The sequence below is a fragment of the Oleiharenicola lentus genome, from assembly GCF_051660365.1.
In the GTDB taxonomy this organism is placed as follows: domain Bacteria; phylum Verrucomicrobiota; class Verrucomicrobiia; order Opitutales; family Opitutaceae; genus Lacunisphaera; species Lacunisphaera lenta_A.
Genome location: NZ_JBOZXB010000001.1, coordinates 1,409,731 through 1,434,864, shown reverse-complemented (window position 1 = coordinate 1,434,864; position 25,134 = coordinate 1,409,731). Strand labels below are relative to the sequence as shown.

The following is a 25,134-nucleotide window of genomic DNA, read 5'->3' as shown; positions in this document are numbered from 1 at the left end:
AGACTCGCAAACTTCCCAGGGAAAGTCTTCAAAGTCCCATGGATTAGGGTGGTTTGTAGCAGAGAAGCGGTCGTCGTCATCTACCCAAAGTGGATGGACAGCGAAGATGGAAAAACATCCGTGGAGAGGCTGTTGCTGAACCTCCGGGTCGCAACCTCGCTTGCTCGCGCCCGATAGGAAAGCCCTGCCATGGCGATGTGCTCCTCGATCCCATCAACGATCTTGGCGGGTGAAGTGTGCCCGAGGTGTGCGCGATTCCGCCACGTCGTCGGAGTGATAAATCTGACCCTTGATCGAGCTACCTACCGGATGTTTTTCTGCCCTGGGATGGCTAATGTAGGGCATGACATCTCAATCCAACGAATTTCAAGATCGAGTCATCGTGGTGACTGGGTCATCCAGTGGCTTCGGCAAAGGTGCAGCTCTTGCTTTCGGTGCCAAAGGCGCAAGCGTGGTGCTCGCGGCACGACGAACCTCGTTGCTCGAAGGCGCAGCGAGTGAAATAAAAGCAAGCGGCGGTGATGCCTTAGTTGTCACCACGGACGTCGCCGATGCGGAGCAAATCCGTTATTTAGCCGAGCAAACAGTCGCTCGCTTTGGCCGAATCGACATCTGGGTAAACAATGCCGGCGTCGGCGTGATCGGCCCATTTGAAAACGCTCCGGCGGAGGATTACTCCCGGCTCATCGACATCAACCTAAAGGGCGTTGTTTTTGGAAGTCTCTCGGCCATGCAGCGCTTTCGAATTCAAGGCGCGGGCACGCTCATCAACGTGGGTTCGATCGACAGTGAGGTGCCGCTTGCGTATCAAGCGGCCTACTCCGCGACCAAGGCAGGGGTCTTGAGTCTAGGACGCGCGCTCAACGAAGAGATTCGCTTGAGCGGCCAGGAAAAAATCAAGGTGGCGACTGTGATGCCTTGGGCCATTGACACGCCATGGTGGGGACATGCTGCAAACTACAGTGGCGGCACGCCGCGGATGGGCGCGATGGATGATCCTCAAAAGGTCGTGGACGCTATTCTAGAAATGGCCCGTGATCCTAAAGAAGAATGTCCTGTCGGATGGAAAGGGAAGGGTTCCTACGCTTCCCACAAATTGATGCCCGGCACCACGGAACGAATCTCCGCGAACCTGGCTCATCATTACCAGATTGAGACGGCGCCGCCGGCTCCCGCGACCAAGGGGACACTCTTCACGCCCATGATGTCGGGCACCGGAATCGACGACGGCGTTCGGGAACGGATGGAACGCGAAGAGCGGGCTCGAAAAATCGTTCAGAAATTGCCGGAAGAGAAATAACCCGCGTTTGCGTCGTCCTCTCACAGAACACCCAGAAGTTTGCCCGATGCCCAACGCCTCGGGGAGTTGATACGTTCCCCGGCTCTCTTCGGACGCTTTTAACAGCTCAAAAAAATTAAGCATCAATTCTATCTATGAATCTACGTTCTCTACTTCTCGATCAGCTCGCCGATCTTTTTAATGCCGAGCAGCAGCTCGTCTTAGCGCTGCCGAAGATGGCGGCTGCCGCGACCGGCGGCAACCTTAAGCAGGCTTTCCTTGATCACCTCGAGGAGACTCGCGTTCACGTGACGCGCATCGAAAAAGCCTTTGCTGCACTCGGTGAAAAACCGTCTTCCAAGACCTGTGCGGCCATGCAGGGATTAGTAGAGGAGGGCAGCGAAGCGATTGCTCTGAAAGCTCCCGGCGTAGTTCGCGACGTTGCGCTTGTTGGGGCAGCACGACGCGTCGAGCATTACGAAATGGCCGCCTACCAAGCGGCACGTGGCCTCGCCACCGCCGTCGACGAAGACACGGTCGCTGACCTCATTCAACAGACCTTGGACGAGGAGAAGAAGAGCGACCTCAGGCTCTGCACGCTTGGCGAAATGGGTCTGGAATCCGCTCGCGATCTCACCGGTGACGAGGAAAACGCCGTCGAGAAAAGCTCCACCAAGAAACTCGGCAAGAAAAAGCAGAAGTAAGGAAATCCCATGAAAAACTTTTTTTCGAAAGCACCAGCGAACACCTCCCAACCGCCGCCCTTGGCAAAAAAAGGCACGTGCCCGATCGCGGCGCTCCGTAAATTCTTCGGCGGCGAGACTCACCAGGAGGCGCCCGCAGGAGTTCCCTCATTGACGACTAACCAAGGAATTCCGATCGCGGACAACCAGAATTCCCTCAAGGCGGGCATCGGCGGACCAACGCTGCTGGAAGATTTCGTTCTTCGGGAAAAAATTACCCACTTTGACCATGAACGGATTCCGGAGCGGATCGTTCATGCCCGCGGGTCCGGCGCCCACGGTTTTTTCGAATCCTACGGCGATTTATCCGACGTCACGCGCGCTCGTTTCCTTGAGGCGGGAAAGAAGACGCCCGTGTTTGTGCGTTTCTCAACAGTCGCGGGTGGCGCCGGCTCCGGGGATCTGCCTCGGGACGTCCGCGGCTTCTCGGTTAAATTTTACACCGAGGAAGGAAACTTTGATTTGGTGGGCAACAATATCCCAGTCTTCTTCATTCAGGATGCGATGAAGTTTCCCGACTTGATTCACGCGGTGAAGAAGGAGCCTGATCGCGGTTACCCGGAGGCAGCCAGCGCCCACGATACTTTCTGGGATTTTATATCCCTAATGCCCGAGAGCATGCACATGATCATGTGGGCCATGTCGGATCGCACCATTCCGCGGTCGCTTCGCATGATCCAGGGATTTGGCGTGCACACGTTCCGCCTGATTAACGCCGACGGCAAATCGACTTTCGTGAAGTTCCACTGGCGGCCCCTTTTGGGCTGCGCCTCGGTATTGTGGGACGAGGCGGTGAAAATTAACGGCGCCGATCCGGATTTCCATCGTCGCGATCTGTATGAAGCCATCGCCCGGGGCGATGCTCCCGAATGGGAACTGGGCTTTCAGCTCTTCGATCAGAAAACCGCGGACGCACTCGACTTTGACGTCCTCGATCCGACGAAACTCATTCCGGAGGAAATCATTCCCGTCCGCTATGTGGGCAAGCTCACCCTTGATCGCAATCCCGACAACTTCTTTGCCGAGACCGAGCAGGTGGCGTTCTGTCCGGCGAACATCGTTCCCGGCATCGACTTCTCCAACGATCCTCTATTGCAGGGCCGGCTCTTTTCCTACCTCGACACGCAACTCTCGCGTCTTGGCGGGCCTAATTTTCACCAGATTCCTGTCAACGCACCCCGCTGCCCCATGCGTAACTTTCAACGCGATGGCCTCCGTCAAATGACCGTGCCGAAAGGTCGGGTCGCCTATGAACCCAGTTCGTTGGACAATGGTCATGTGCGGGAAAATCCGGCCGTCGGTTTCCAGACGTTCGCGACAAAGGGAGCTCCCGAAACCTTGGACGCGGAGAAAACGCGCCGCCGGAAGGAAACTTTTGCCGATCACTATTCCCAAGCCCGGATGTTCTTTCGCTCACTCGAGGCGCCTGAGCGCAGGCATCTGATCAACGCGTTTACCTTCGAACTTTCCAAGGTCGAATCCAAGCCGGTCCGCTGTCGGATGCTTGGTCATCTGCATCTGGTCGACTCGGAGTTGGGCAAGATTGTCGAGGAGATGATGGGCATGGCTGGACAGGCTCAGTTCGTGACGCCGGCGGTGCCAGTGCGCGACATCGCGCCATCGCCAGCGGTCAGCCTGCACGCGCAGATGAAGGAAACGTTGAAAGGGCGCAAAGTCGGGGTGCTGCTCGGTGACGGATTCGATTCTGGAATTCTTCACGCACTGCAAGGCGCGGTGGATGCCGAACACGCATGTCTCGTGAAGGTGACCCCGAAAATTGGCGGAGCTCGGAACCGCGATGGTCTTCTATTCGAAGGCGACATGGCTCTTTCGGGTGGACCCTCCCTGTTCTTCGATGCTGTTGTCGTGCTGACGTCAGATGAAAGCGCCGCCAAGCTCGCGACGGAGGCCGCGGCGGTGGATTGGATTCGAGACGCGTTCGGTCACTTGAAAGTGGTCGGAGCAAGCGAGTCTTCGCAACCGCTGCTCAACGCGGCGGGCGTCGAGCCCGACGAGGGTCTTGTCGTCCTTAGCGCAAAGGATGTCGTAAAGGAGTTTATTGCCGCAGCGCGCCGGGGAAGGATCTGGGATCGCGAACCTAAGCTGCGTTCTCTCGGACAGAGGTGAGCTGGTTCTCTAGATCTCGTCATGGGACACCCGTTGATCGCAACGACACAAGCGTATCTCGAAACCTCTTCTCCTGCGGCCACGGACGTGTTGGCTCTCGGATGATTTTTTCGAAGAAACACTCATCCCGCGTTGGAAAATGGTGCCTTCCTGATTCAAATCGTTTGGTTGAACCTATGAGGCAGTCGCTCGCCGCAGTGGGGCTGCGAAGCTGTTCAGATGAATTGAGGGCAAAAATTGATTGGCAGGCCCCAAAGCCTTACCAACAGTCTACCTTCGTTGGCTTGCCCGAGTGGCGGAATGGTAGACGCACCAGACTTAAAATCTGTTGATCGTAAGGTCGTGCCGGTTCGAGTCCGGCCTCGGGCACCACTATCGTATGTCGCTGGTAGAGCGATGTTCATTTGCTCCTGCGTTATTTCTGAAGGCGGAGTGCTAACAAAACTGATAAGTTGTTTGCTAAAGTTTCCCAAAATACCCCGAGAAACCTGCTTAAGTGTCAGTGCGCCGTGCTTTGCTGCGTGAACAGCATTTGTGCGCGAAATGTCATGGGAAGCTGGCGCACAGTTTAAATTTTTGGAACGACTCAATTTTGCAGCTTACGGCAAAAGAAACTATGTTGGTCGGGGTTATCCAAAGAATCACCGTCAAGCGTTAAAAAGAAATCCGCAAGACGCAGTGCTCCACTCGCATGCGTTCGTTATAGTTGACCGCTGGGTGCGTCGCCCGTTGGGGAGACCGATTGAGGCGTGGAAAAATTTCGAGCCGGGCTTGGTGTGAATCGAGGCCATATTTCGAATATATTGCCCGACATTAAATCCACAAGTGATTACCTATTAAGTAATTAAAATAACTATAGGGAATTTTGATGAACGTTGGTGAACATTGGTGACCAACCAATCTTTCCGGTGCGGTTTCAGTTTTTGCGTTGGTGGAGCGACATTCGATAAGTCGCCGGAGTGCGAACGCGACAAAACACCGAAATAGGGCGCGCCCGTTCATGCTAACAAAACTGATAACACTTTATGCTGTTTGTAGGAATTTACTGAAGTTTTTCTCCACGGAGAATGTGCGCCAGTGTGGCGGCGAGAAAGTAGTGCCGGTTCGAGTCCGGCCTCGGGCACCATGTTCACGGCGAGGCCGGTGGGAAATGGCCTTGCGCTTCCCTGCGGGCTCAGGCGCACTTGGCGCCCTCTTAAACACATGAAGATTGGTTTTTTGGGCGGCAGTTTCGACCCGGTTCATTTTGGCCACTTGATTGCGGCTCAGGATGTGGCTGAACAATTTAAGTTCGACCGGCTGTTTCTCGTGCCGGCAGCCCAAGCGCCCTTGAAACCAAATGATGTGCAATCTTCGACGGAGGATCGCCTGGCGATGTTGTTTGCGGCGTGTGAGTGGGATCGGCGTTTTGAGATTTCCGATTACGAACTGACGAAAGGTGGCGTGAGTTACACGATCGATTCGGTGCGGCATTTCAAACAGCAGTTTCCGGATGATGAATTGTTCTGGATCGTGGGTGGCGATCAGTTGCCTTTGTTACACAAGTGGAAGGAAATCGATGAATTGGTGAAGCTTGTGCAGTTTGTGTTTTTGGAGCGCCCGCGTCACCCGACGAAGCCGCACGTGGAAATTCCCGGCCTTAAGCTGCACCGTTGCGACGGTCATTTGATTGAAATCAGCTCCAGCGAACTCCGGGCGCGGGTGCGCGAGGGGCGTTCTCTGCACTATTTCTGCCCGCAAAAAGTTATCGCCTATATCGAAAGCAAGAAGCTGTATCGGTGAAACCGATGAAAGCTAAAGCTCCCCAGAAAACGACCAAGCCTACCGCTGCTACGAAGCCTGTTGCTAAAGCCAAGCCGGCGCCGAAACCCAAATCTGCGGCTAAGAAAGCGACCGTGAAAGTTGCCGCCAAGCCGGCCAAGCCTGCCGCACCCGCTAAGCCGTCGGAAAAGCTGGTCAAGCTGATCATTGAGGCACTCGATGCTAAAAAAGCGGAAAATTTGCGCGTCCTTGATGTGAGCAAGCAATCTAGCATCACCGACTATCTGATTCTCGCGACGGGTAACTCGGATCCGCACTTGCGCGCGCTGCGCATCGAACTCGAACGCGTGCTGGATGAGCAAAAAGCCCGCATTCTCGGGGTTGATACCACCAAAGAGAGCGGCTGGACGGTCGTGGATGCCTTCGAAATCATGATTCACCTCTTTACCCCGGAGAATCGTGATAAATACCGCATGGAATTGCTCTGGAAGGACGCGGTTGAGGTGTCGCTGCCGAAATTACTCAAATAAAGCAGGGGCGAATAGCTGGCGGGGTGGGGCGATTAACGTTCGCCCCGCAGTCTTCACAGGTTTTTCAAAAGTTTAAACCTTGCGAGAAAGACCCCCATCCGCTGTTCTCAACCTGTCTGCACAATAATCATATCAAATAATAAATACCATGAACATTCGTTCCAATAAAGGTTTCACGCTCGTTGAAATCATGATCGTCGTAGTCATCATCGGCCTCCTCGCTGCGATGGCTATTCCTGCCTTCCAAAAAGTTCGCACCAACTCCATCGGCAAAGCCATGGAAAACGATGCGCGCCAGATCGCTTCTGCCGCTCAGCAATACATCCTCGACAATGCCGGTCAAACGACCGTCACGGTCTCGGCGAACACTCAAGATGGCGTGATCGCCACCACGAGCCCTGTTGCTGAGTATGTGAAGAAGATCAGCAAAGGCACCACCGTTGGTAACTACAACGGAACGGTCACCGGCACGAACCCGGCGTTCTCGATGAGCAATCCTCAGCTCGGCAGCACCTCGGTTGGTTTCGATGCCGAAGGCAAGAAGCTCTAATTCAGTTGCTTTAAGATTGAGCCGCACCGCAGGGTGCGGCTTTTTTTTTACCTTATGGCGTGGGGCGCATCAATTTTATCCGAACGCAGACGGTTTTGGGCTCAGTTTGCGGCAGCTGGCCTGATTGGCGTTTCACTGGTTTTATTTCGTTGGGGTGCGGGAACCGGCCTGGCGAGTTATGTGGTTCGTTACACAGGCTACTGGCTAACTTTAGGTCTGGTGCTTGGCGCAGTTTGGTCTGTTTGGCAGTTTTTCCGTCCGAGTTTGGCTGGCTTGCGAGTCAAGTGGCAGAAGCATCGGACGGGTTGGGTCATTGCTATACTCGGAGCGGTATTGTGGCACGTGCATGAGCCCCATCGCTTGCGGGTTCTTTTTGACGAATATGCTTACGCGGGTGTCGCGCACTCGATGCACTTGCACCGGGAAGCGGCTTATCCTTCGCGAGCGCATTTGGTCAATGGATCCGTATCGGTGCTGAATTACGGCGTCGATAAGCGGGCGGTGTTGTTTCCTTTTGCGATTTCGGTGGTGCACGACTTGACGGGCTTCCGGGCGGGGAATGTATTTATCGTTAACGGGATTCTGAGCCTGGTTTCTACACTGCTGGCCTACCATGTCCTGATCGCGTTCGGCCAAGGGCGGCGACTGGCCTGGCTCGGGCAACTGCTTTGGATAGGCCTGCCACTTCTGCCACAGGTCGCCACCGGTGGTGGCTATGATCTCTTGAATATCTGTTTGGTGCAATGGTGGCTGCTGGCGGCGTATTATTACTGGAATAGCGAAAAGGTGGAAGGGCTCGATTTGCTGGTTCTGTCCACCTTGTTGTTGGTGCAGGTGCGGAATGAATCAGTTCTCTACCTTGCGGTGACGGGGTTGTTTGTGGTGTTGAAATGGCAGCGTGAGAAAAAATGCCGCCTGACGTGGCTTTCGGTGCTGTCCGTTTACAGCATGGTGATCCCGGTCTCCGTGAACTTGCTGTTCAATAATGTCCGGGGCATGCAAGAGACTGCCCCCGGGCAGAAATATTTTGCGATGGAAAATGTGGTAGGGAACCTTTCCCACGCGGTGGCGTTTTTGTTTTCGCCCGATTTTGAAAGTGTGAATTCAGCGCTGCTGGCCTTCGCTGGGCTGATCGCTTTGGCGCTTTTTCTGGTGCGGCTTTTGTCGAGCAAACCGTGGCGCAAGTTCCCGGTGCAGATTGGAAATGATCTATTGCTGGTGGCATTCGTCGCGGTGGTGTTGGTGACCAACTTCATCATGCTGACGAGTTTTTGGGGTGAGTGGACCGACCCGCTGGTCTCGCGGTTTTCGTTGCCGCTGCAGTTTCTATTTCTGGTGATGATTGTTAAGGTGAGCTCGATGGTTTTGAAAGAGCGAGTGCTCCCTCTTCCGGTGATCGGCTTGCTGGGCCTCTATGTGATCGTCATGCATTTGCCGGCCTCTTCGTCGGGCGCGGCGACGCATAAAATGATCACGAGTCGAGAATATGTTTTTTTTGAAGATAAACTAAAAACCAAGACTCCCGGTAAAGTATTGCTGCTCGGCTCGGGGTATTTGTTGCCCATCTTGCAAGGCCACGCGGCGGTCGGCGCCGATTATGCGAATATGGCGCCATGGAAAGTGCAGGCGGTGATTGATCGGGGAATTTATCCAGAGGTATGGTGCACTGGCCGCTATCATTATGATTTTAAGGCCAAAAAATGGAAACTCTTCGGTGAAGGAATAAGCGATGATTTCGAAACCGAATTGGTGGACGAAATGGCCACGTGGCACGGTTTTAAATTTTCTATTTTCAGGGTTATCGGCGTAAAAGATAAGCCAAAGGCCTATGACGAAATCGCCAAAGCCACGGCCTTAACGCCGAAGACAGAATACGAACATTTCCTGGAAACAATGAACCTGCTCCCGTGAGCCGGTTTCAGGCGAAACGCACTTTGCGCAGCCCGAACCACGTCATGCGCAGCAACAGCCAGCCGTGTGTGAAGCGTGAAATGTTCGTCTCGCCGTAAGTGCGGTCTTTGTAGCGCACGGGGATGTCGCGGATGCGCAGATTCATGAGTGCGGCGCCGAAGAGCAGGTTGAAATCTCCGAACGGATCGAAGTCACCGAGCTCTTTAATGCGAACACGCAGGCGGTAGTAGTCGGTGCGCAAAAGCGCTTTGGTGCCGCACAGACTGTCCTTGATGGGCTGTCCAAGCACAAAGGAAAGTGAGAGGGCGAAAAATTTGTTACCTAAGAAATTCAGGAAACGCATCGCCTTCTTTTCCATCGGATAAACGAGTCGGCTGCCATTGGCGAACTCAGCGCGGCCGGAGATTATCGCGTCGTAGAATTTCGGTAGATCTTCCGGCGGAGCCGTAAGATCGCCGTCTTGAATCACCAAGACCGTGCCAGTGGCGGCATCGAAGCCTGTGCGCACGGCGTCCCATTTTCCTTTGCCGGGCTGGCGGAGAAGTTGGATGCGATGCGGCCCGCGATAAGCGGCCACCTCGCGTTGCAGCACTTCCCACGTGTCGTCCCTGCTGTTGCCTTCGACAAACACGATTTCCGTGCCATGGCCCAAAGTGGGAATCCGTTCCAGCGCGGCGCGCACATTGCCGGATTCATTGCGCATGGGCACAATCACCGAACAGGCTGGCGCGTTGGAATCGGCGGAGATGTCCACGCGGCGATTGGGGCGCGCGACCACTGTGAGCGTAATTCCCAGCCAGCGAAACCCCGGGAGATTTGCGACAAACCGGTTGAAGAAAGGCGTGATCAGGGGGATTTTGAACGGCACCAGTTGCTTCGTGCCGTTCACGACTACGTCCCAATTCGCCAGCTCCAACAAGTTCACGAGATCGTTTGACGTGAGCCAGTTGCTGATTGGTTGCGGGCTGACGAGGTTCGCCTTTTGCGCGCCACGCAATGGCCATAGCCAGAGATTATTGAGGGATGTAATAACGAGCCGGGTGCGCGGATCAGCCGAGGCGTGCATGTTTTCCAACGCCAGCTGGATGTCTTCGAGATAACCCGTGAGAAAATTACAGACGATGTAATCGAAGGTTTCGTCGATTTTTTCGAACTGGGCATTTGCGATCAGGAATTCGATTTTCTCCGCGGCATTGCTGCGCGCGCGGGCGTAACCAATCATGACCGGGCTGAAATCGATGCCTAGTCCACGCGATGGTTCGAGGGCGCGGATCAAGCCACCCTTGCCGCAGCCCCATTCGAGAATTCGGCTACCGGACGGGATGGTGCGCTTATGTTGAGCCGCGATTTGCGCGTGAAAATGCGTTTGAATGCTGCGTGCCTTGGCGTCGTTTTCAGCAACCCAATCAAAGTATTCCGGAGAAGATGTCGCGGTGAGCAATTGCATGGTAAATAGGCGATATTCCAGTGCCGGAAAACGCTGCGCTGTTCGATATAAATCACGTCAACGTAGGAAGGTTGCCTGGATTTTTACGGCACGGGTGTGTGGATTGACGCACTACGCGCCGGGGCTCACGCTACGGAAATTGATTTTCCGCCTGCGCCCATTGTTAATCGATTTCTACACCCGTGTGTTCACGGGGGGATCAAGCTGGCTGTTGGCTGACCGCATTGTGCGGATCGTGTTGGGCCTAGTGGTAAACGTTGCGCTGGCGCGTTCCTTGGGGCCGGAAAATTTTGGTCTACTTGCTTATGCGATTACGTTGAGCGCGCTTTTTCTTCCGCTCAGCACGCTGGGTTTGGAAAGAATCGTGGTTCGAGAGCTGGCTCGTGGTAACGTTACGGAAAGCAGCGTTTTAGGTTCCATTGTGGGACTGCGGTTACTGGGCGGTGCCGTGGGTTGCGGGCTGGCGGTAACGACAGCGATTATCACGGGGGAAAGTTTAACCGGAGTGGCAAGTGGCTTGGTGGCGCTTATCGCCGCCGCCGGCTGGTTTCAGGCGTTTGATGTGATCGATTGGTCTTTTCACGCTAAGGGAGATTTCAAGCGTGGCACGCGCGCACGACTGGCGGCCTTCGTGATTGGCGCGCTGCTCAAAGTGGGGCTGGCGTATGCCGGAGTGGGACTGCTTGTGCTAGGTTTGGTGAGTTTAGTGGAGATGGTCATTGCGGCGGGACTCCAGTGGCTGGCGTGGCGTCAGTGCACGCCGGCTGCGCAGTGGGAGTTCGACATCAAGCTGGCCGGCATGATGAGTCGCCTCGCGGCTCCGTTATTAATCAGCGAACTCGCGGTTTGGATTTTCCAGAAAGCGGACACGATAATTTTGCAGCGAGTGGGCGGTGATTTTGAAGTTGGCCTCTACGCGGTCGCGCAACGCTTGGCGCAGGCAGCCTACTTTTTGCCTGTTCTGGCGGTGCAGTTTTTTTCGCCGCGTGTTGCTCAGGCTGAAAGTGACGCGGCGGCGCTCCAACTGGTGGGGCGGGTCATGCGGTGGCTGGTGGGCATCGCTTATATCGTCGCTTTGATGCTGTGGTTGGCGCCAGACGTGTTGATTCGAGGATTATTTGGAAACGCCTATGCAGCGTCGGCACCGCTGGTGGCTTGGCTGGCGTGGACCAATGTGTTTGTTTTCATGGGATGTGCTCACAGCTTGTATCTAGTGAATCGTGGCCTACCCAAAATTTCGCTTCGTCTTACTTGGATCACGGCCGTTACGAGCATCACACTGAACCTGCTTCTAATCCCGCAATGGCAAGCGCTGGGTGCGGCGATTTCAGCAGTGTTTTCTTACGGACTGACGACGCTGCTGGCGGTCGGTATTTTTCCAGAAAGCCGGCCCTTGTTGCGCGTGAATATTGAGGCGCTGCTCGCCCCGTTAATCTGGCTTTTCAAAAAGCGAAATCGTCCCGGTATCTCATGAACGCGCCCCTTCCATTAATTGCGGTAGTGAGCCAAACATGGCAGGGACACGTGCCTGCGTATCATCGGAACTACGCGCGTGCCTTCGCAGCAGCCGGCGCTGAAGTGCTCGAGATTAAGCCAGCCTCTGCGGATTTCACGGTAACGCCTGAAGTGACTAAAAAAGAGTCGGTGCTACGACGTGGTTTGCGTTCGATCAGTCGTATCGGCCCGATCCGTGCGCTTTGGTGGTGGCGGTGGGCTGCGCGCAGGGTTGCCGTTGAGGAAAAACGACTGGGGAAATCGGTGGATGCGATTTTCTTCACTTACTTGGATTTACACTTTGTCGCTTCGAAGCTGCCGGTCTTCTGGGTGGATTTACAGATGGGCCGGCCATGGGGTGGCATTTTGCTGCATCCTTCGGCGGCGCGAGGAGTGGAAGAACTTTTTCCCGGAGCTGAATGTGTCTTTCGGTCAAATCAGTGTCGGGCGGTTGCAGTGATTGATGATATTTTTATCGCCCGATGCCGGTCGAACTGGCCGGGTAAAAAGGTGATTGCGGTTCCGGAGCTGGCGGATGTTTCGCCGCCCGCCGAAAATTCCCTTATTGCGGGCGAAATTAAACGATGGGCTGAAGGACGCTGCGTAGTGGGCTTGTTGGGCGTGGTGACGTGCAAAAAAAACGTTGAAACATTTTTGGCGGTCGCGCGCGCGACGCTCGCGACGAAAGCGCCGTATGCATTTGTGATCGCAGGGGAATGTTCGGCCCATGCTTCCGGCGCCGGAGACTTCGCGCGCTTGAAGCCGCTGCTCGATGTGCTGCCGGAGAACTGCCGCGTTTGGCTACGACGCATTGAAGACGGGGCCGAGTTCAACGCGGTCGTGACTGCGTGCGATATTCTTTTCCTGGCCTATCGCCCGGCGGCGGAGCACAGTAACGTATTGGTGAAAGCGGCTTATTTTCAAAAGCCCTCCCTGGTCAGCGAAGGACATTTGATGGCGCGGGATGCGCGTGAATTTCAATTAGGTGAAGTTGTGCCACCGGCCAATGTGGCGGCGACCGTTGCGGCGCTGGAATCAATCCGGAGCACGAAGGGGCCGCGCAATTTTGAAGGGTATTATCATCGGCATTCCCTCGCACGCTTGGATGAAGTAGTGCCTGCAATGCTGACGGCATTAAAGTGATGCAAACAGGCGCGCCCATTCCTGTGATCCTGTTCGCCTACGCGAGACCGCAGCACCTTCGACGAGCGCTGGCGTGCTTGAAAGAAAATCGCGTGCCCTTGATCTACGCGTTTAGCGATGGGGCGAAAAGTCTGGCAGACGCGCCAATGATTGAGGCGGTGCGAGCACAGTTGCGCGCGGTGGATTGGGCGGAAGTGCACCTTTGCGAACGTGACCGCAATTTCGGCTTGGGCCCGAATGTGCTGGCGGGTGTCACTGAAGTCGCGGCGAAGCATGATGCGTTTATTGCTTGGGAAGATGATTTGGTGTGCGTGCCCGGAACGTATGCATGGGTGAGCGCGGCGCTCCGGCATTACGCGGATGTTGCTAACGTGTTCAGTGTTTCCGCGTGGAATCACCCGAGCGTGATTCCGGGCGATGTGCGGCGAGCCGCTTATTTTGATGGACGTGCGGAATGTTGGGTGTGGGGCGGTTATGCCCGTGCGTGGGGTGGGATGGATCAAAGCGCGCGCGAGAAAATGCGCGATGCTGCGAGGCGCGGCGTGGCGGCTGATGCTTACGGTTCTGATCTGCCAACGATGGCGCGGGCGGAGGCGCGGAAAAATGTGTGGGCGGTGCGCTGGCTTTATCACCACCTGCAAAACGGAGGACTTTGTCTTCGCCCGCCGTGGAGCATGGTCGAGCACATCGGTTTCGATGCATCCGCGACCAACGCGAGTGAAGCCCGCCGCTGGGAAAACGATGTTTTGCAACCAGCTCCGGAGATTCCGAATCACTGGCCTGCCCCCGTCGAAAATCCGGCGTGCAGGGGGTTGTGGCAACAGGCCAATCCACCGCTGAGTTGGTGGGGGCAAGTGGACCGGCTAAAGAGCGCCGCGCGTCGGCGGGCAGTTGTCACTGCAAAAAAAACTCTACCAGAATCTGTGCGCCTCAAATTACGGGCCGCGTTCGGTTGGAAGTGGTTTCGCGGCGATTATGCGACATGGGACGAGGCGAAAGCAGCGTCGACCGGCTATGAGCAAACCCTGATTTTGGATCGTGTGTTGAGCGCGACTCGCGCCGTGCAGGCGGGCTCGGCGGCTTACGAGCAGGATGGCGTTTTGTTTTTTGCCGCGAAGCCAGACGCCGCGCTCATGGCGGCGTTTGAAGAAATCAAGAGCGCGAGCGAAGGAAGGTTGCGTGTGCTGGATTTCGGCGGCTCTTTGGGCTCGCTGTATTGGCGACATCGTGAGTGGTTGCCGCCGACTCCTGGGTTGGGGTGGGATATAGTTGAGCAAAGCATTTTTGTGCAGGCGGGTCGCCGCGAATTTGCGAATACCCCGCTGCGTTTTTTTGAAAGTATTGCTGCGGCCGAAGCTGCTGGCCCGCACGATGTGCTGCTGTGTTCCACGACGCTGCAATACCTCGAAGACCCTGCGGCGGTTTTCAGGGAATGGAAAAGCTACCGTTGGCCTTGGCTGCTCTTGAATAATCTGCCGCTGCACGTGCACGAACCGGATCGCTTGCGCGTGCAGCATGTGCCTCCGTCGATTTATCCCGCGAGTTACCCGGTATGGTTTTTCAATCGTGAACAATTACTCGCGCGGCTAGCTCCCGATTATGAACTCGTGCGAGAGTTTCCATCTGAAGCAGTGTGGCCAGTCGGGTGGGGGCAATATCCGTCGACAGGATTACTGCTCAAGCGGAAGATGTAACCGTGAATTTATTCGACCGTATCTTCTTGGAACCTGAACTGCGCGAACGCCCGCCCGTCTTGGTGGATGTGGGCGCAGCGGGTGGAATCTATCCGAAGTGGAAACGACTCGCTAAATATTCCATCGGCGTCGGTTTTGAGCCTGATGCGCGCGAAGCGGCGGCGCTTCACGGAACGCACGCGGAGTTCAAGCAATGGATTTTTCATCCCAGTTTGATCGTTCCTGCTGCGCCGGCGAAGGGGCAACGCGCACTCCATCTTACGCGTTCACCCCAATGCTCGAGTGTCCTGCAACCGCGCGCTGATCGTCTGCGCGACTGGGCGTTTGCGGATTTTTTCCACGTGGAGAAAATCGCGTCAGTTGCCGCGACGACTCTGGCCAATGCGCTGAAATCACACGGCTTGGATCGGGTTGATTGGTTAAAATGTGACACGCAGGGACTCGACTTGGGCATTTTTCAGAGTCTGCCGACGGAGTGGCGCGAGCGGTTGTCGGTCGCCGAATTCGAACCGGGGTTGATCGACGCTTACGAAGGCGAAGACAAGTTGCCCGAAGTGCTCGCGGCAATGGCACGTGAACCATTCTGGCTGGCGGATCTGGAAATCGGACGCACGCCCCGCGGAAGTGCCCAGCGCTTTGGCCGCAGAGCTGCGCGATGGATGACACGCCTTGCGCCCACGGCGCCGGCGTGGGGCAACCTTTGTTTCATTCGTGAGAATTCGCCTGGATCTGCTGCGCTTAATCGCCGCGGTTATTTGCTCGCGTGGGTTTTTTCGATGGAGTTGGGGCAGCCGGGGTATGCGTTGCAAGTGGCAGAGCGCGGTCGCGAGATTTTCGGTGGTGATCTTCTCCCGGATCTTGCGAAAGCCAGTGAGCATGCTTTGCGCTGGGCAATGCTGCGGGCCTTTCCCGGCTGGGCGTGGCGTCGATTGTGGCGTTCGTGATGAATCACTACTGCACTTACTTCGACGCGGGCTTTCTCGCCCAAGGAATGGCGTTGTGGAACTCACTGCACGCTTACGATGCGCAGGCGGTGTTGTGGGTGCTGGCGCTAGATGATGGCACGGAGAAAAAAATACGGGAACTGGCGGAGCCGGATTTGCGAGTCATTCCGCTCAGCATGCTCGAACGCGATGACGCTGAACTCCTGCGAGCGAAGGCCAATCGTTCGCGCGTTGAATATTATTTCACGCTTTCGCCTTGTTTTCCGCGTTGGCTGCTGAAGGTGGAGGAGGAAATTGATGCGTTGGTTTACCTCGATGCTGATTTGTTTTTCTTTTCGTCGCCGCAGCCAATCTGGGACGAACTCGCGAGAGGGAGCGTGTTGTTATGTGCTCACGATTTTCCGGCGTTTCTCTATCATTACGAAAAACACGGTCACTACAATGTGGGCGTGCTCGGCTGGCGGCGTGACCCGGGCGGGCTTGCTTGTCTCGATTGGTGGCGTGAGCGGTGCTTGGAGTGGTGCTATGATCGTTTGGAATTGGGACGATACGCCGATCAGAAATATCTGGAGGAATGGCCGGGACGGTTTGCCGGTGTCGTGACGTGTGCGCATCCCGGCATTAATTTCGCCCCTTGGAATTGGATGAATCGAACGTGGGCGGTGGCCGGTGGGAAAGTTTTTTTTGAAGGAACGCCACTGGTCGTATTTCATTTTGCGCGTTTTCGAGCGCTAGCTGGTAACTGGTTGTGGCAATCAGGACAGTTGGACTACGGTGTGATGCCGGCGCGATTGAGAAACGGGATTTACGGGCCGTATTGGCGTGCATTGAAAACTGTAGGTGAAGCGACGGCCTCCTCGCGTTTGGGACGCGGATTCTGGCGTTCGCTGCCGCTGCGATTTTTATTTGGCAGCGACTGGGTGCGCGTGGGCGACCGGTTTATCTCGGGGCGCTTTGGATTGGGGCGCTATTCCGGGCGTTTTTTGGCGAAACTGCGCACGATTTTTTTGCGGAGATAGCGAGCGACCGAAACGGCGTCCCAAAACCAGCAGCGCCACGCGGGGAAGTAGAGGCGGCGCACCAGAATTTCTTCCGCATAGACCGGCCAGATTCCGGAGTCGCTTAAACCACCGCGGCCGCATGCCGTGATGCGCATGCGGAGACTTTTGAAGCGAATCTTTCGCTGCACGAGACGGAGATTAAATTCGTAGTCGCCCGCAATGCGCAGGCCGATCTGGAAGTCGCCGTTTTCGAGAAACAAACCGCGCCGGTAAAACGTCGCTTGATGATGCGCGAAGTTTCGCTGGATTCCACTCATGGGATCGCGCAGGGGATAAATTCTTCCGTCATCGTAAGCAGCCTCGCCCCCGACGACTCCGGCGCTGGTTTTCGCGAGTTCAGGCCCGATTTTTTTGAAGGCGCCGCCAACCAAACGGTCGTCTGCTCCTAAAAAAAGAATCCACTCACCGCGTGCGAGAGCGAGGCCTTTGTTCATCGCATCATACACTCCGCGATCCGGCTCGCTGATGAATGCAGCCAGCCGCGAGCGTTGCGTTTCGAGCCACTCGCGCGAGCCGTCGGTCGAAACGCCATCAATTACGATGGCTTCGAGGGCCGCATCGTTTTGCGTCGAGATACTTTCGAGCGCCGCGTGCAGCTGCGGGCCGGGGTTGCGGCAAACGATGATGACGCTGATGAGCGGCGTAGACATGCGACGATAAGGTTGCGACCTCGGCGAGAGGCGACAAGGCTGGACTCAGTGTCCGCTTCACGCCCGATTCTTTCTGTCATCATCGTCGCATATAAATCCCGCGATGAACTGCCCGCGTGTCTTGGGTCGCTACCCGCGGAGTTGCTGGGACGTCCGGTTGAAATCTGTGTCGTTAATAATTCGGCGGGCGATGGTTTGGCAGCTTGGATCTCTGATGAATTTTCGGCGGTCAAGTTGATCGAGCCAGCGGCGAATCTCGGCTTCGGGCGCGCAAACAATCTCGGTTATGCGAACACCACGGGCGAGTGCGTGTTGTTTCTCAATCCTGATACGATCGTCAATCGCGAGGCGCTCGAACATTGTGTTCAGCGAGTATTGGCGGAAAAAGACGTTGGGCTGCTTTCTCCGAAACTGATTCAAGCGGATGGTTCGATGGACTTGGCTTGCCGGCGAAGCATTCCGACGTTGTGGGATGGGTTTACGCGCGCGAGCGGGCTGGCGGCGAAATTCCCGCGCCGGGCGCTGTTCGCTGGCTACAATCTCACGCACCTGCCGGTGAATGGGACTTATGAGGTCGGCGCGATCAACGGGGCGTTTCTATTGGCGCGACGTGAAGTGTTGGAAAAGGTCGGCCAGTTCGACGAACAATTTTTCATGTATGGAGATGACATCGATCTCTGTATCCGAGTCGCGCGTGCGGGTTGGAAAATCATTTACGACGGACGCGTGCAGATCGTGCATTTAAAAGGGCAGAGCGTGGCAAAAGAATACGCTGCGATGTCGACCGCGATCTTCGATGCGAACCGCGAAGTCTACTTGAAGCATTTCAACCCGAGCAATTCCACGCTCGTGCGGTGGAAATATCAGTCAGCGTTTGCGCTTTGGAAATACGTGGCACTGCTGCGCGCCCGTCTACGCGGATATCGGCATGTGAAACCGCTTTGACCTAAGCTGGACTGCGCCAACGCAGTAAGGTGAGCAGGGTGATTTGGAGATCGAGCCAGAGTGACCAGTTCTCGATGTAGAAAATGTCGTAGCGAATGCGCGCGGAGAGATCGGTGTCGCCGCGCAGGCCGTTAACTTGCGCCCAGCCGGTCATGCCGGGTTTGACGAGATGGCGCGGGAGGTAGTGGGGAATTACGGCGGAAAGCTGATCGACGTGATGCGGACGCTCGGGGCGTGGGCCGACGAGACTCATGTCGCCGCGGAGAACGTTCCAATATTGGGGTAGCTCGTCGAGATTCCAGCGGCGTAGGAAAGCACCGATCTTCAGCAAGCGGGTGTCGCCCGTGCGGGTGCTGTGATGCGCGTGGTCGCGAGTGGCCGCGTCGGGCAGCATGCTGCGGAGTTTGTAGAGTGTGAACGGTTGGTGACCGGCCCCGATGCGGGTCTGGCGAAAAAACACCGGGCCGCGGGGTGACTCGCGCTTGATGAGCAATGCCAGCACGGCGATCACGGGTGCGGACAATGCGAGCCCGAGAATGGCGCCAAGCAAATCGAGGCTGCGTTTGGCCGCGCGGTTCAGAAGGCGCGAAATCGGCAAGTCTTCCACGCCGATGACGGGCGTGCTGCCGACGGTTTGCAGGCGAAGACCGGTGAGGAAAATGGGAAAAGCGAGCGGCGCGATTTTCCATTCCACGTAACTGCGTTCGCAGGTGCGGGTAATTTCACGGAGTTGCTCGGCGGGGATGTCGAGGTGCGTGGCGATGAGCACGTCGATGCGTTCGTGTTCGAGCACCATGGAAAGATCGCGGACGTTACCGAGCGAAGCGAGCGGCGCGTGTGTGGCGGAAAGGCCGTCGTCGATCACACCCGCGATCCGATACGGGTGAGCGGCGCTTTTTTGAACTTCGTGCACCAAGCCGGCTGCTTCGGCGTGCCAACCGAGGAGCGCGACGCGGCGTTGCAACTTCGGCAGACGCGTCGGTCGCGTGATGAAAAAATAAAACATTTCGCGCCAAAGCCAGAGGGTGACGAGTGTGACAATGCCGGCGAGCACGACGAAGAGGCGCGAGATCGGTGGGTCGAATTTGATGACGAGCGAGAAAGTCAGGTAAATGATGACCCAGAAAAAAGTGCCGCGCGCAAGCTGGTTGAGGTTATGTTGTTTTCGCAGCAGCGTGCGGCCGTCGTAGAGCCCGAGTTGCGTGAAAGCAGCGATGAGCAAAATCAAACCGACGACAAGGAGCGGGAGATAAAGCGAGAGCGTGGCGTCGGGGACGTCGATGCCGAGGGCGCCGATCGATGAACGGTAGCGGAGCCAATACGCCAGCAACAGCGCGCCGAATGAAACCACGGTGTCGCCGACGAGCAGTAACGCGGGCAGAGTGGTTTCGCGCAGGGTGTTGGCGGGGTTGCGGGGCACGGTTACGGAAAGCGAAGTTGTTGCGGATCTTTGAGCAGGCTGACGAGCGCCCAATTATTAAGCCAGCCCTTGGGCGGGAGTGGGAAGGGAAGACTTTCGGCGAAGCGCGCGTCTTCCCGCACATCGTAGAGATCGGTGGGCGTGCCGAGATCCGGATTACGCATCAACACTGGGTAGCCGGTGCGTTCACGGCGGTAGCTGCGTTCTTGATTAGATGAAGGCTGGCCGAGTTGCCCGGTGAGCGTGGCGAGGAGTTTCACCTGACTTTCTTCCCACGGACTGAGGTAACGGTAATTCGCGAAAGCGGCGAGGAAGCGGGCGTAGGCTTGGGCGGTGCGTTTGCGTTGCGCGGCCATGAAGGGTTCGCGCCACCACGGCGAAGCGAGAAAGCGCGGGTCGTTGATACATTCGAGGGCAAACGCATCCGCCGTGCCTTCGAGGTTTTCTTGGGCAAGACGCGCCAGGCCGAGTCCGAAGTAAGCGCCGCCTTTGTCGGGGACGAGACGCAGGGTTTCGAGAAAATGACTTTCGGCTGCGACCGTGTTCTCCGCCAGCAACAGCCAACCGAGGTTGAAGTGTGCGATTTCCTGATGCGGGTTGAGGCGGAGGGTTTCGTTAAAAAGCGCGATCGCCCGGTCACGCTGAGCGGGGTTTTTTGCGAGCGTGAGTGCTTCTGCAGAAAGCGCGGATGCGTGATCGCGGCCACCGGCTTGGGCGATGACCAGCAGGATGATCAACGCCATCCCTCCGAGCAAAACACGGCTGCGACGCGAACATGGATTAGTTTGCGGTGGTGCGGCTAACGCGACGACGGCCGCGAGACCAAACGGGAAAATCGGGACGTCCAATTGGAAATCGGTAAATGAAAACACGGCATAGCCGGCGAGCGCCGCGACAGCCCAGACTCTGCGGCGAAACAAAATCACGCAGAGCCCGGCGACGACGATGATCCCGACGGTTCCGGTTTCAGCCCAGACGTGGAGCGGGGTGCAGTGCAGTTGCAGGACATTTTCCGGGCCACCGCCGAGCGAGCCGCGAAACTGCGGATAGGCAAATGGCGTGGCCCCTGGTCCCCAACCAAAGAGTGGACGTGCATGAATCATCTCCACCCCGGCGTCGATCATCGCGGAACGTTGCACGTTGCTCAGGTTAGGTGCAGCCAGTGGATCGCGCGGGCCGAACATATCACGAATACGTGGATTGATGGCTCCCAGGATAAGCGCTGCGAGCACTGCGCTTGCACCAATCAACAGCGTGCGCCGACGAGGAAAATTACTGCTGAAGGCCATTACGACTCCGAGCGCGACTGCGCCGATCAGGCCGCCACGACTGCCGCTCATGAACAGCGCGAAGGTGGCGAGCGATGCTCCGGCGATGGCCGCACTGCGCAATGCGCCGCGTTCGTGGCTGATGCGGCGGATAATCCACGGCAAAAAGAAAAGCATGAGGCCGGCCGTGTAATTGGAATGGCCGAGCGGATGCGGGTTGCGCACCTCGAAAAGAGTGCGGGAGAAAAACTCCGCTTTGGTCAGACGCACCGCATCGGCGGCCCAGAGGAGATTGCTCACCACGGCAAGCGCGACTCCAGACCAGCCGAGAATTTTTTCCACCTGAACGTGGCGTGGGGCCGAATCCGATTGGAGCCAATCATAACCGAGAAAAAATGCGGCGATGGCGGCAAGCGGCACGGCCGCGACCCACAGCGACGACGCGCGATAAGGGCTGGCAAATGTGGCCGCGCAAATCACCAGCGCGAGCGCTGACACGAACCATACCCATGCCGCCGACGGCAGGCGAAAAGATTTACTGGAAAAACAGCGCAAGCCTAATGCCAGTAAAGGTGCGGCCAACGCGAGTGCTTGGGCGAAAATCCACGGAGTTGCGTGCATCCGCGTCGCGCCGTTTGGCATGAGGGTGATCAGGGCCAACGTTACCAAACCGACGAACGCAAGCGGACGGACGAAGGTGTCGGCGAAGCGCATGCAGACGCTTCAGCGAAACAAATTATATTTCACAATCGCGTAGATCGCCCGGAAACCGTCGCGCCAGCCGATTTTTTTTCCTTCGGCGTAAGTGCGCCCGTAGTAGCTGATGCCGATTTCATAGATGCGGCAGTCTTTCAGCGCGGCGACCTTGGCGGTGATCTCCGGCTCGAATCCGAAACGGTTTTCCTCGATCTTGATCTGCTGCAGAATTTCCCGGCGGAAAATTTTATAACACGTCTCCATGTCCGTCAGGTTGATGTTCGTGAACATGTTCGAGAGTAGCGTGAGGAAACGGTTGCCCATCATGTGCCAGAAATAAACCACGCGGTGCGCATCCGCCCCCATGAATCGTGAGCCGAAAACGACATCCGCTTTCCCTTCCAGAATCGGTTTCATCAGCCGCGGATATTCCTGCGGATCGTATTCGAGGTCGGCGTCCTGCACGATGACGGCGTCGCCAGTCGCAGCTGCAAATCCGGTGCGCAAAGCCGCGCCTTTGCCTTGGTTGACCTCGTGATAAATAATCCGCGTCACCAACGGCTCGATTTCAGTGCGCAAGATATCTCGGGTGCCGTCTTTGGAGCAGTCGTCGACTACGATGATTTCCTTGTCAGCTACGGGCGCATTGCGCACGGCGTCGACGATGGCGCGAATGGTTTTTCGCTCGTTGTAGCAAGGAATTACAATGGTGAGCTTCATGGATGAGCTAAAATAAGCTAGCTGGGTGGATCAAAGTGGGAAGCCTTTTTGGGACTTGAGCCTAAGCCCTTGACGGGGTCGAAGCGGTCTCGGCATGGTTGGCGGGTGGAAAAACGTCCGTCCGCTTTCAAGTTAGTCGCGCTCGTCAGCATTGTCGTTGTCTGCGCGGGTGTCGGATTTTGGTGGCTCAAGATCCACGACTTCAGCATCCGCGTTTCGATTGATGAAGGGATCAATTTGCTGCGCAGTGCCGGCCCGCTGGCGTTTTTCACGGCCATGGCGGTGCTGCCTGCGGTGGGCTTTCCCTTGAGTGTTTTCAATGTCACTGCGGGCACGGCGTTTGGCGCTCAGATGGGAATCGGTGGGGTGCTCGTGGCGGCGGCGGTGGCGATTGCGCTTAATCTGGCGCTCACTTACTGGCTCGCACGTTACGCGCTGCGCCCATGGATCGAGGAGATGATCAGCCGAACCAAGTATAAGATCCCGGTCGTCCCGTTGGAGCGCCAAAAAGAAATCACCTTGCTGGTGCGGATCACGCCCGGCCCGCCGTTTTTTCTGCAAAGTTATTTACTGGGACTGGCGGAGATCAAATTCGTCACCTACATGTGGGTCTCCTGGGTGGTGAACTTTGTGCTCTCCGCGGGGTTGATCGTATTTGGCGACGCTATCCTGCAAGGCAAAGGGAAGGTCGCTTTTTTCGGCATCAGCCTGGTGGTCGCAGTCACGCTCGGCGTGCATTTGTTGAGGCGGCACTATGCCAAGAAACGAATCTGAACTCGCTCTTGATGATTCTGGGCGCATTCGGAGCGTCACAGAATTCACGCGAGAGGTTAAGGAACTGCTTGAGACGGGCATGCGTCCCGGCTGGGTGCGCGGGGAAATTTCCAACCTCCGCGCTCAGGCCAGCGGGCACATTTATTTTTCGCTGAAAGATGCGGGCGCACAACTGAGCTGCGTGCTTTTCCGCGGGGATGCGGCCCGACAAACGGTGAAGTTGCGCGACGGCCTGCAGTTGCTCGTGTATGGCGAACTCAGTCTCTACGAGGCGCGGGGGAGTTATCAGCTCATCGTGCGCGCGGTCATCGATCACGGGGCAGGGCAACTCCAACAAGAGTTGGAAAAGTTGAAACAGCGGCTGGCGGCGGAAGGATTATTCGCGCCGGAAAATAAAAAACCGGTGCCATTTTTGCCGCGCACGGTCGGGTTCATCACGTCGCCGACCGGCGCGGCGGTGCAGGATTTTATCCGGATTCTCGCGCGCCGTGGCTGGACCGGTCGACTCGTGGTATTGCCGGCAAAAGTTCAGGGCGAGGGCGCGGCAGCGGAAATGATCTCGATGCTGCAAACCGCGGAAGCGCTCGGCGTGTTCGATCTGCTCGTGATCGGACGTGGCGGTGGGTCGATTGAGGATTTATGGGCGTTTAACGAGGAGCCCCTGGTGCGCGCGGTGGCGGCGTGTGGCGTGCCGATTATCTCAGCCGTCGGACACGAGATTGATTTCACGCTGTGCGATTTTGCGGCCGACGTTCGTGCCGAGACGCCGAGCGGCGCGGCGGAACTGATTTCGAGCAATTACCTGAATTGCACGCAGCGTCTCGTGCAGCTGGGCGAAACCTTGACGGCGTTCGTCGATGACGAACTGGCGCGCGCGACCGAGAAACTTGCGCACGCGCGCAGCCGGCTGCGGTTGCTGTCACCCGCTTCCGCGATCGAACACAATCACCTTCGCCTCGATGATCTTGGCAACCGCTTGCGGGCGGCGTTGCGGGCGTCGGTGCAGATTCGCCGCGAATCCCTTGCGGGCGGACGCCGACGCCTTGAAAGCGCGTCTCCGGAGCGCCGCGTGCAATTGGAATCGCATCGTTTGCTGGCGCTTTGGAAACGCCTCGAGTCGGCCAGCCCGGCCTCGGTCTTGAAACGTGGTTACGTGATCGTGCGCGATGCGGAAGGCCGGCCGGTGAATCGCGCGGCGGCAGTTGCTCCCGGCCAGCCGCTGATCAACGAGTTTCATGACGGGAAGGTAAAAGTTCGGGCGGAATAAATCAGGTTGGGCCGCCTCTTATCGAGGCGTCCGCTTCGTTTGCTAAAACGTAATTCCTAACAACCTTCTCTCCCTATGAAATCACGCCTTACCTTAATCCTCGTTGCTGCCGCTGCGGTGACGATCGGATGGGCCAAAGAAACTTCTCCGATGAAAGCGAAAAACCAAACCATTGCCTCTGACGCCGCCTATTGTCCGCCCGATGACACCAAGTCCGCCTGCGGGCTGCCTTCGAAAGTCGTCATCGACATGAGCAAGACGAAGGTGAAGCGCACCGAGGCCGAGTGGAAAGCGTTGCTCACCCCGGAACAATATCGCGTCGCGCGCGAGCAAGGCACCGAGGCGCCATTTCGCAACGAGTATTGGAATAACCACGAAGACGGCGTGTATTTCGTCGTCGGGAGCAATACGCCGCTGTTCGACAGTCGTGATAAATTCGATTCCGGCACCGGCTGGCCGAGTTTCACAAAACCGATCGAGCCGGCTTTCATCGGCGAAACTCGTGACACCAGCTGGGGCATGACTCGCGTGGAAGTGCACAGCGCGATCGATGGCAGCCACCTCGGCCACGTTTTCGACGACGGCCCGCGTCCGACCGGCCTGCGTTACTGCATCAATTCAGCTTCGTTGAAGTTTATGCCGCGCGCCGAATACGACAAGTGGGTCGCCAAAAACGCACCTGCTGCGAAGACTAACTAAGAGCAATTCGC

At 56.8% G+C, this 25,134-nt stretch carries 21 protein-coding genes and 1 tRNA gene; 17 read left to right on the top strand and 5 right to left on the bottom strand.

Going from position 1 to position 25,134, the window contains the following annotated elements; all coding sequences use genetic code 11:
• Positions 1-343: 343 nt before the first annotated feature.
• The 8 genes from ACRRQW_RS05190 (at position 344) to ACRRQW_RS05155 (ending at position 8,901) form a co-directional block, all read left to right on the top strand.
• Positions 344-1,300: an SDR family NAD(P)-dependent oxidoreductase gene (locus ACRRQW_RS05190; RefSeq protein ID WP_438480198.1), complete on the top strand. Its 957-nt coding sequence runs from the start codon at positions 344-346 to the stop codon at positions 1,298-1,300.
• Positions 1,301-1,434: 134 nt separating this feature from the next.
• Positions 1,435-1,983 (top strand): ferritin-like domain-containing protein, encoded by a 549-nt coding sequence (locus ACRRQW_RS05185; protein WP_438480197.1) that lies wholly within the window; start codon positions 1,435-1,437, stop codon positions 1,981-1,983.
• A 9-nt stretch (positions 1,984-1,992) separates the two neighbouring features.
• Positions 1,993-4,149: a catalase gene (locus ACRRQW_RS05180; RefSeq protein ID WP_438480196.1), complete on the top strand. Its 2,157-nt coding sequence runs from the start codon at positions 1,993-1,995 to the stop codon at positions 4,147-4,149.
• A gap of 286 nt (positions 4,150-4,435) precedes the next feature.
• Positions 4,436-4,521: transfer RNA gene (locus tag ACRRQW_RS05175), tRNA-Leu, on the top strand.
• 831 nt (positions 4,522-5,352) lie between these two features.
• Positions 5,353-5,931, top strand: coding sequence for a nicotinate-nucleotide adenylyltransferase (gene nadD, locus ACRRQW_RS05170; RefSeq protein WP_438480195.1), 579 nt, complete (start codon positions 5,353-5,355; stop codon positions 5,929-5,931).
• Between the two features lie 5 nt (positions 5,932-5,936).
• A complete protein-coding gene (gene rsfS, locus ACRRQW_RS05165) occupies positions 5,937-6,440 on the top strand; it encodes a ribosome silencing factor (RefSeq protein ID WP_438480194.1) in 504 nt (167 codons plus the stop codon).
• A gap of 148 nt (positions 6,441-6,588) precedes the next feature.
• Positions 6,589-6,990 (top strand): type II secretion system protein, encoded by a 402-nt coding sequence (locus ACRRQW_RS05160; protein ID WP_438480193.1) that lies wholly within the window; start codon positions 6,589-6,591, stop codon positions 6,988-6,990.
• 54 nt (positions 6,991-7,044) lie between these two features.
• Entirely contained in the window at positions 7,045-8,901 is a 1,857-nt protein-coding gene (locus tag ACRRQW_RS05155; RefSeq protein WP_438480192.1) for a hypothetical protein, read from the top strand.
• A gap of 7 nt (positions 8,902-8,908) precedes the next feature.
• Here ACRRQW_RS05155 and ACRRQW_RS05150 read toward each other — a convergent pair whose 3' ends face one another.
• On the bottom strand, positions 8,909-10,348 hold the full coding sequence (locus ACRRQW_RS05150) for a glycosyltransferase (RefSeq protein ID WP_438480191.1): 1,440 nt from the start codon (positions 10,346-10,348) through the stop codon (positions 8,909-8,911).
• Between the two features lie 160 nt (positions 10,349-10,508).
• Here ACRRQW_RS05150 and ACRRQW_RS05145 point away from each other — a divergent pair, with 160 nt between their 5' ends.
• From ACRRQW_RS05145 to ACRRQW_RS05125, 5 genes are all read left to right on the top strand, one after another.
• Positions 10,509-11,822 carry a flippase gene (locus ACRRQW_RS05145; RefSeq protein WP_438480190.1) on the top strand — a complete coding sequence of 438 codons (1,314 nt, stop codon included), beginning with the start codon at positions 10,509-10,511 and terminating at the stop codon, positions 11,820-11,822.
• A complete protein-coding gene (locus ACRRQW_RS05140) occupies positions 11,819-12,985 on the top strand; it encodes a hypothetical protein (protein WP_438480189.1) in 1,167 nt (388 codons plus the stop codon). Before ACRRQW_RS05145 ends, ACRRQW_RS05140 begins: the two co-directional genes overlap by 4 nt.
• A 92-nt stretch (positions 12,986-13,077) precedes the next feature.
• On the top strand, positions 13,078-14,679 hold the full coding sequence (locus ACRRQW_RS05135; RefSeq protein ID WP_438480188.1) for a methyltransferase, TIGR04325 family: 1,602 nt from the start codon (positions 13,078-13,080) through the stop codon (positions 14,677-14,679).
• Positions 14,680-14,681: 2 nt separating this feature from the next.
• Complete coding sequence (locus tag ACRRQW_RS05130; RefSeq protein ID WP_438480187.1) at positions 14,682-15,623, top strand: hypothetical protein; 942 nt, start codon at positions 14,682-14,684, stop codon at positions 15,621-15,623.
• Positions 15,623-16,642, top strand: coding sequence for a glycosyl transferase (locus ACRRQW_RS05125; protein ID WP_438480186.1), 1,020 nt, complete (start codon positions 15,623-15,625; stop codon positions 16,640-16,642). Before ACRRQW_RS05130 ends, ACRRQW_RS05125 begins: the two co-directional genes overlap by 1 nt.
• On the opposite strand, the gene ACRRQW_RS05120 is transcribed toward ACRRQW_RS05125, so the two are convergent.
• The gene (locus ACRRQW_RS05120) at positions 16,591-17,334 is read right to left on the bottom strand and encodes a glycosyltransferase family 2 protein (protein ID WP_438480185.1); all 744 of its coding nucleotides are present in this window, start codon (positions 17,332-17,334) and stop codon (positions 16,591-16,593) included. The genes ACRRQW_RS05125 and ACRRQW_RS05120 overlap by 52 nt on opposite strands.
• A 48-nt stretch (positions 17,335-17,382) precedes the next feature.
• Between ACRRQW_RS05120 and ACRRQW_RS05115 the strand changes: the two genes are divergently transcribed.
• On the top strand, positions 17,383-18,279 hold the full coding sequence (locus ACRRQW_RS05115; protein ID WP_438480184.1) for a glycosyltransferase family 2 protein: 897 nt from the start codon (positions 17,383-17,385) through the stop codon (positions 18,277-18,279).
• Between the two features lies 1 nt (position 18,280).
• Here the strand turns inward: ACRRQW_RS05115 and ACRRQW_RS05110 are convergent, their stop codons facing one another.
• Genes ACRRQW_RS05110 through ACRRQW_RS05100 form a run of 3 tightly spaced genes read right to left on the bottom strand, consistent with a single transcriptional unit; the run spans position 18,281 to position 22,383 of the window.
• Positions 18,281-19,699, bottom strand: coding sequence for a sugar transferase (locus ACRRQW_RS05110; RefSeq protein WP_438480183.1), 1,419 nt, complete (start codon positions 19,697-19,699; stop codon positions 18,281-18,283).
• A gap of 2 nt (positions 19,700-19,701) precedes the next feature.
• Positions 19,702-21,681 carry an O-antigen ligase family protein gene (locus ACRRQW_RS05105; RefSeq protein WP_438480182.1) on the bottom strand — a complete coding sequence of 660 codons (1,980 nt, stop codon included), beginning with the start codon at positions 21,679-21,681 and terminating at the stop codon, positions 19,702-19,704.
• Positions 21,682-21,690: 9 nt separating this feature from the next.
• Positions 21,691-22,383: a glycosyltransferase family 2 protein gene (locus ACRRQW_RS05100; protein WP_438480181.1), complete on the bottom strand. Its 693-nt coding sequence runs from the start codon at positions 22,381-22,383 to the stop codon at positions 21,691-21,693.
• A 105-nt stretch (positions 22,384-22,488) separates the two neighbouring features.
• Here ACRRQW_RS05100 and ACRRQW_RS05095 point away from each other — a divergent pair, with 105 nt between their 5' ends.
• From ACRRQW_RS05095 to msrB, 3 genes are all read left to right on the top strand, one after another.
• Positions 22,489-23,157: a TVP38/TMEM64 family protein gene (locus ACRRQW_RS05095; RefSeq protein ID WP_438480180.1), complete on the top strand. Its 669-nt coding sequence runs from the start codon at positions 22,489-22,491 to the stop codon at positions 23,155-23,157.
• 79 nt (positions 23,158-23,236) lie between these two features.
• Entirely contained in the window at positions 23,237-24,424 is a 1,188-nt protein-coding gene (gene xseA, locus ACRRQW_RS05090) for an exodeoxyribonuclease VII large subunit (RefSeq protein WP_438480179.1), read from the top strand.
• Between the two features lie 75 nt (positions 24,425-24,499).
• Complete coding sequence (gene msrB, locus ACRRQW_RS05085; protein ID WP_438480178.1) at positions 24,500-25,123, top strand: peptide-methionine (R)-S-oxide reductase MsrB; 624 nt, start codon at positions 24,500-24,502, stop codon at positions 25,121-25,123.
• The last annotated feature ends 11 nt before the right edge of the window (positions 25,124-25,134 follow it).

What these genes read in the sequence shown, in the direction of transcription:
- ACRRQW_RS05190 (WP_438480198.1), top strand. Translation starts at nt 344, where the DNA reads ATGACATCTCAATCCAACGAATTTCAAGATCGAGTCATCGTGGTGACT.
- ACRRQW_RS05185 (WP_438480197.1), top strand. Translation starts at nt 1,435, where the DNA reads ATGAATCTACGTTCTCTACTTCTCGATCAGCTCGCCGATCTTTTTAAT.
- ACRRQW_RS05180 (WP_438480196.1), top strand. Translation starts at nt 1,993, where the DNA reads ATGAAAAACTTTTTTTCGAAAGCACCAGCGAACACCTCCCAACCGCCG.
- nadD (WP_438480195.1), top strand. Translation starts at nt 5,353, where the DNA reads ATGAAGATTGGTTTTTTGGGCGGCAGTTTCGACCCGGTTCATTTTGGC.
- rsfS (WP_438480194.1), top strand. Translation starts at nt 5,937, where the DNA reads ATGAAAGCTAAAGCTCCCCAGAAAACGACCAAGCCTACCGCTGCTACG.
- ACRRQW_RS05160 (WP_438480193.1), top strand. Translation starts at nt 6,589, where the DNA reads ATGAACATTCGTTCCAATAAAGGTTTCACGCTCGTTGAAATCATGATC.
- ACRRQW_RS05155 (WP_438480192.1), top strand. Translation starts at nt 7,045, where the DNA reads ATGGCGTGGGGCGCATCAATTTTATCCGAACGCAGACGGTTTTGGGCT.
- ACRRQW_RS05150 (WP_438480191.1), bottom strand. Translation starts at nt 10,348, where the DNA reads ATGCAATTGCTCACCGCGACATCTTCTCCGGAATACTTTGATTGGGTT.
- ACRRQW_RS05140 (WP_438480189.1), top strand. Translation starts at nt 11,819, where the DNA reads ATGAACGCGCCCCTTCCATTAATTGCGGTAGTGAGCCAAACATGGCAG.
- ACRRQW_RS05125 (WP_438480186.1), top strand. Translation starts at nt 15,623, where the DNA reads ATGAATCACTACTGCACTTACTTCGACGCGGGCTTTCTCGCCCAAGGA.
- ACRRQW_RS05120 (WP_438480185.1), bottom strand. Translation starts at nt 17,334, where the DNA reads ATGTCTACGCCGCTCATCAGCGTCATCATCGTTTGCCGCAACCCCGGC.
- ACRRQW_RS05105 (WP_438480182.1), bottom strand. Translation starts at nt 21,681, where the DNA reads ATGCGCTTCGCCGACACCTTCGTCCGTCCGCTTGCGTTCGTCGGTTTG.
- ACRRQW_RS05100 (WP_438480181.1), bottom strand. Translation starts at nt 22,383, where the DNA reads ATGAAGCTCACCATTGTAATTCCTTGCTACAACGAGCGAAAAACCATT.
- xseA (WP_438480179.1), top strand. Translation starts at nt 23,237, where the DNA reads ATGCGTCCCGGCTGGGTGCGCGGGGAAATTTCCAACCTCCGCGCTCAG.
- msrB (WP_438480178.1), top strand. Translation starts at nt 24,500, where the DNA reads ATGAAATCACGCCTTACCTTAATCCTCGTTGCTGCCGCTGCGGTGACG.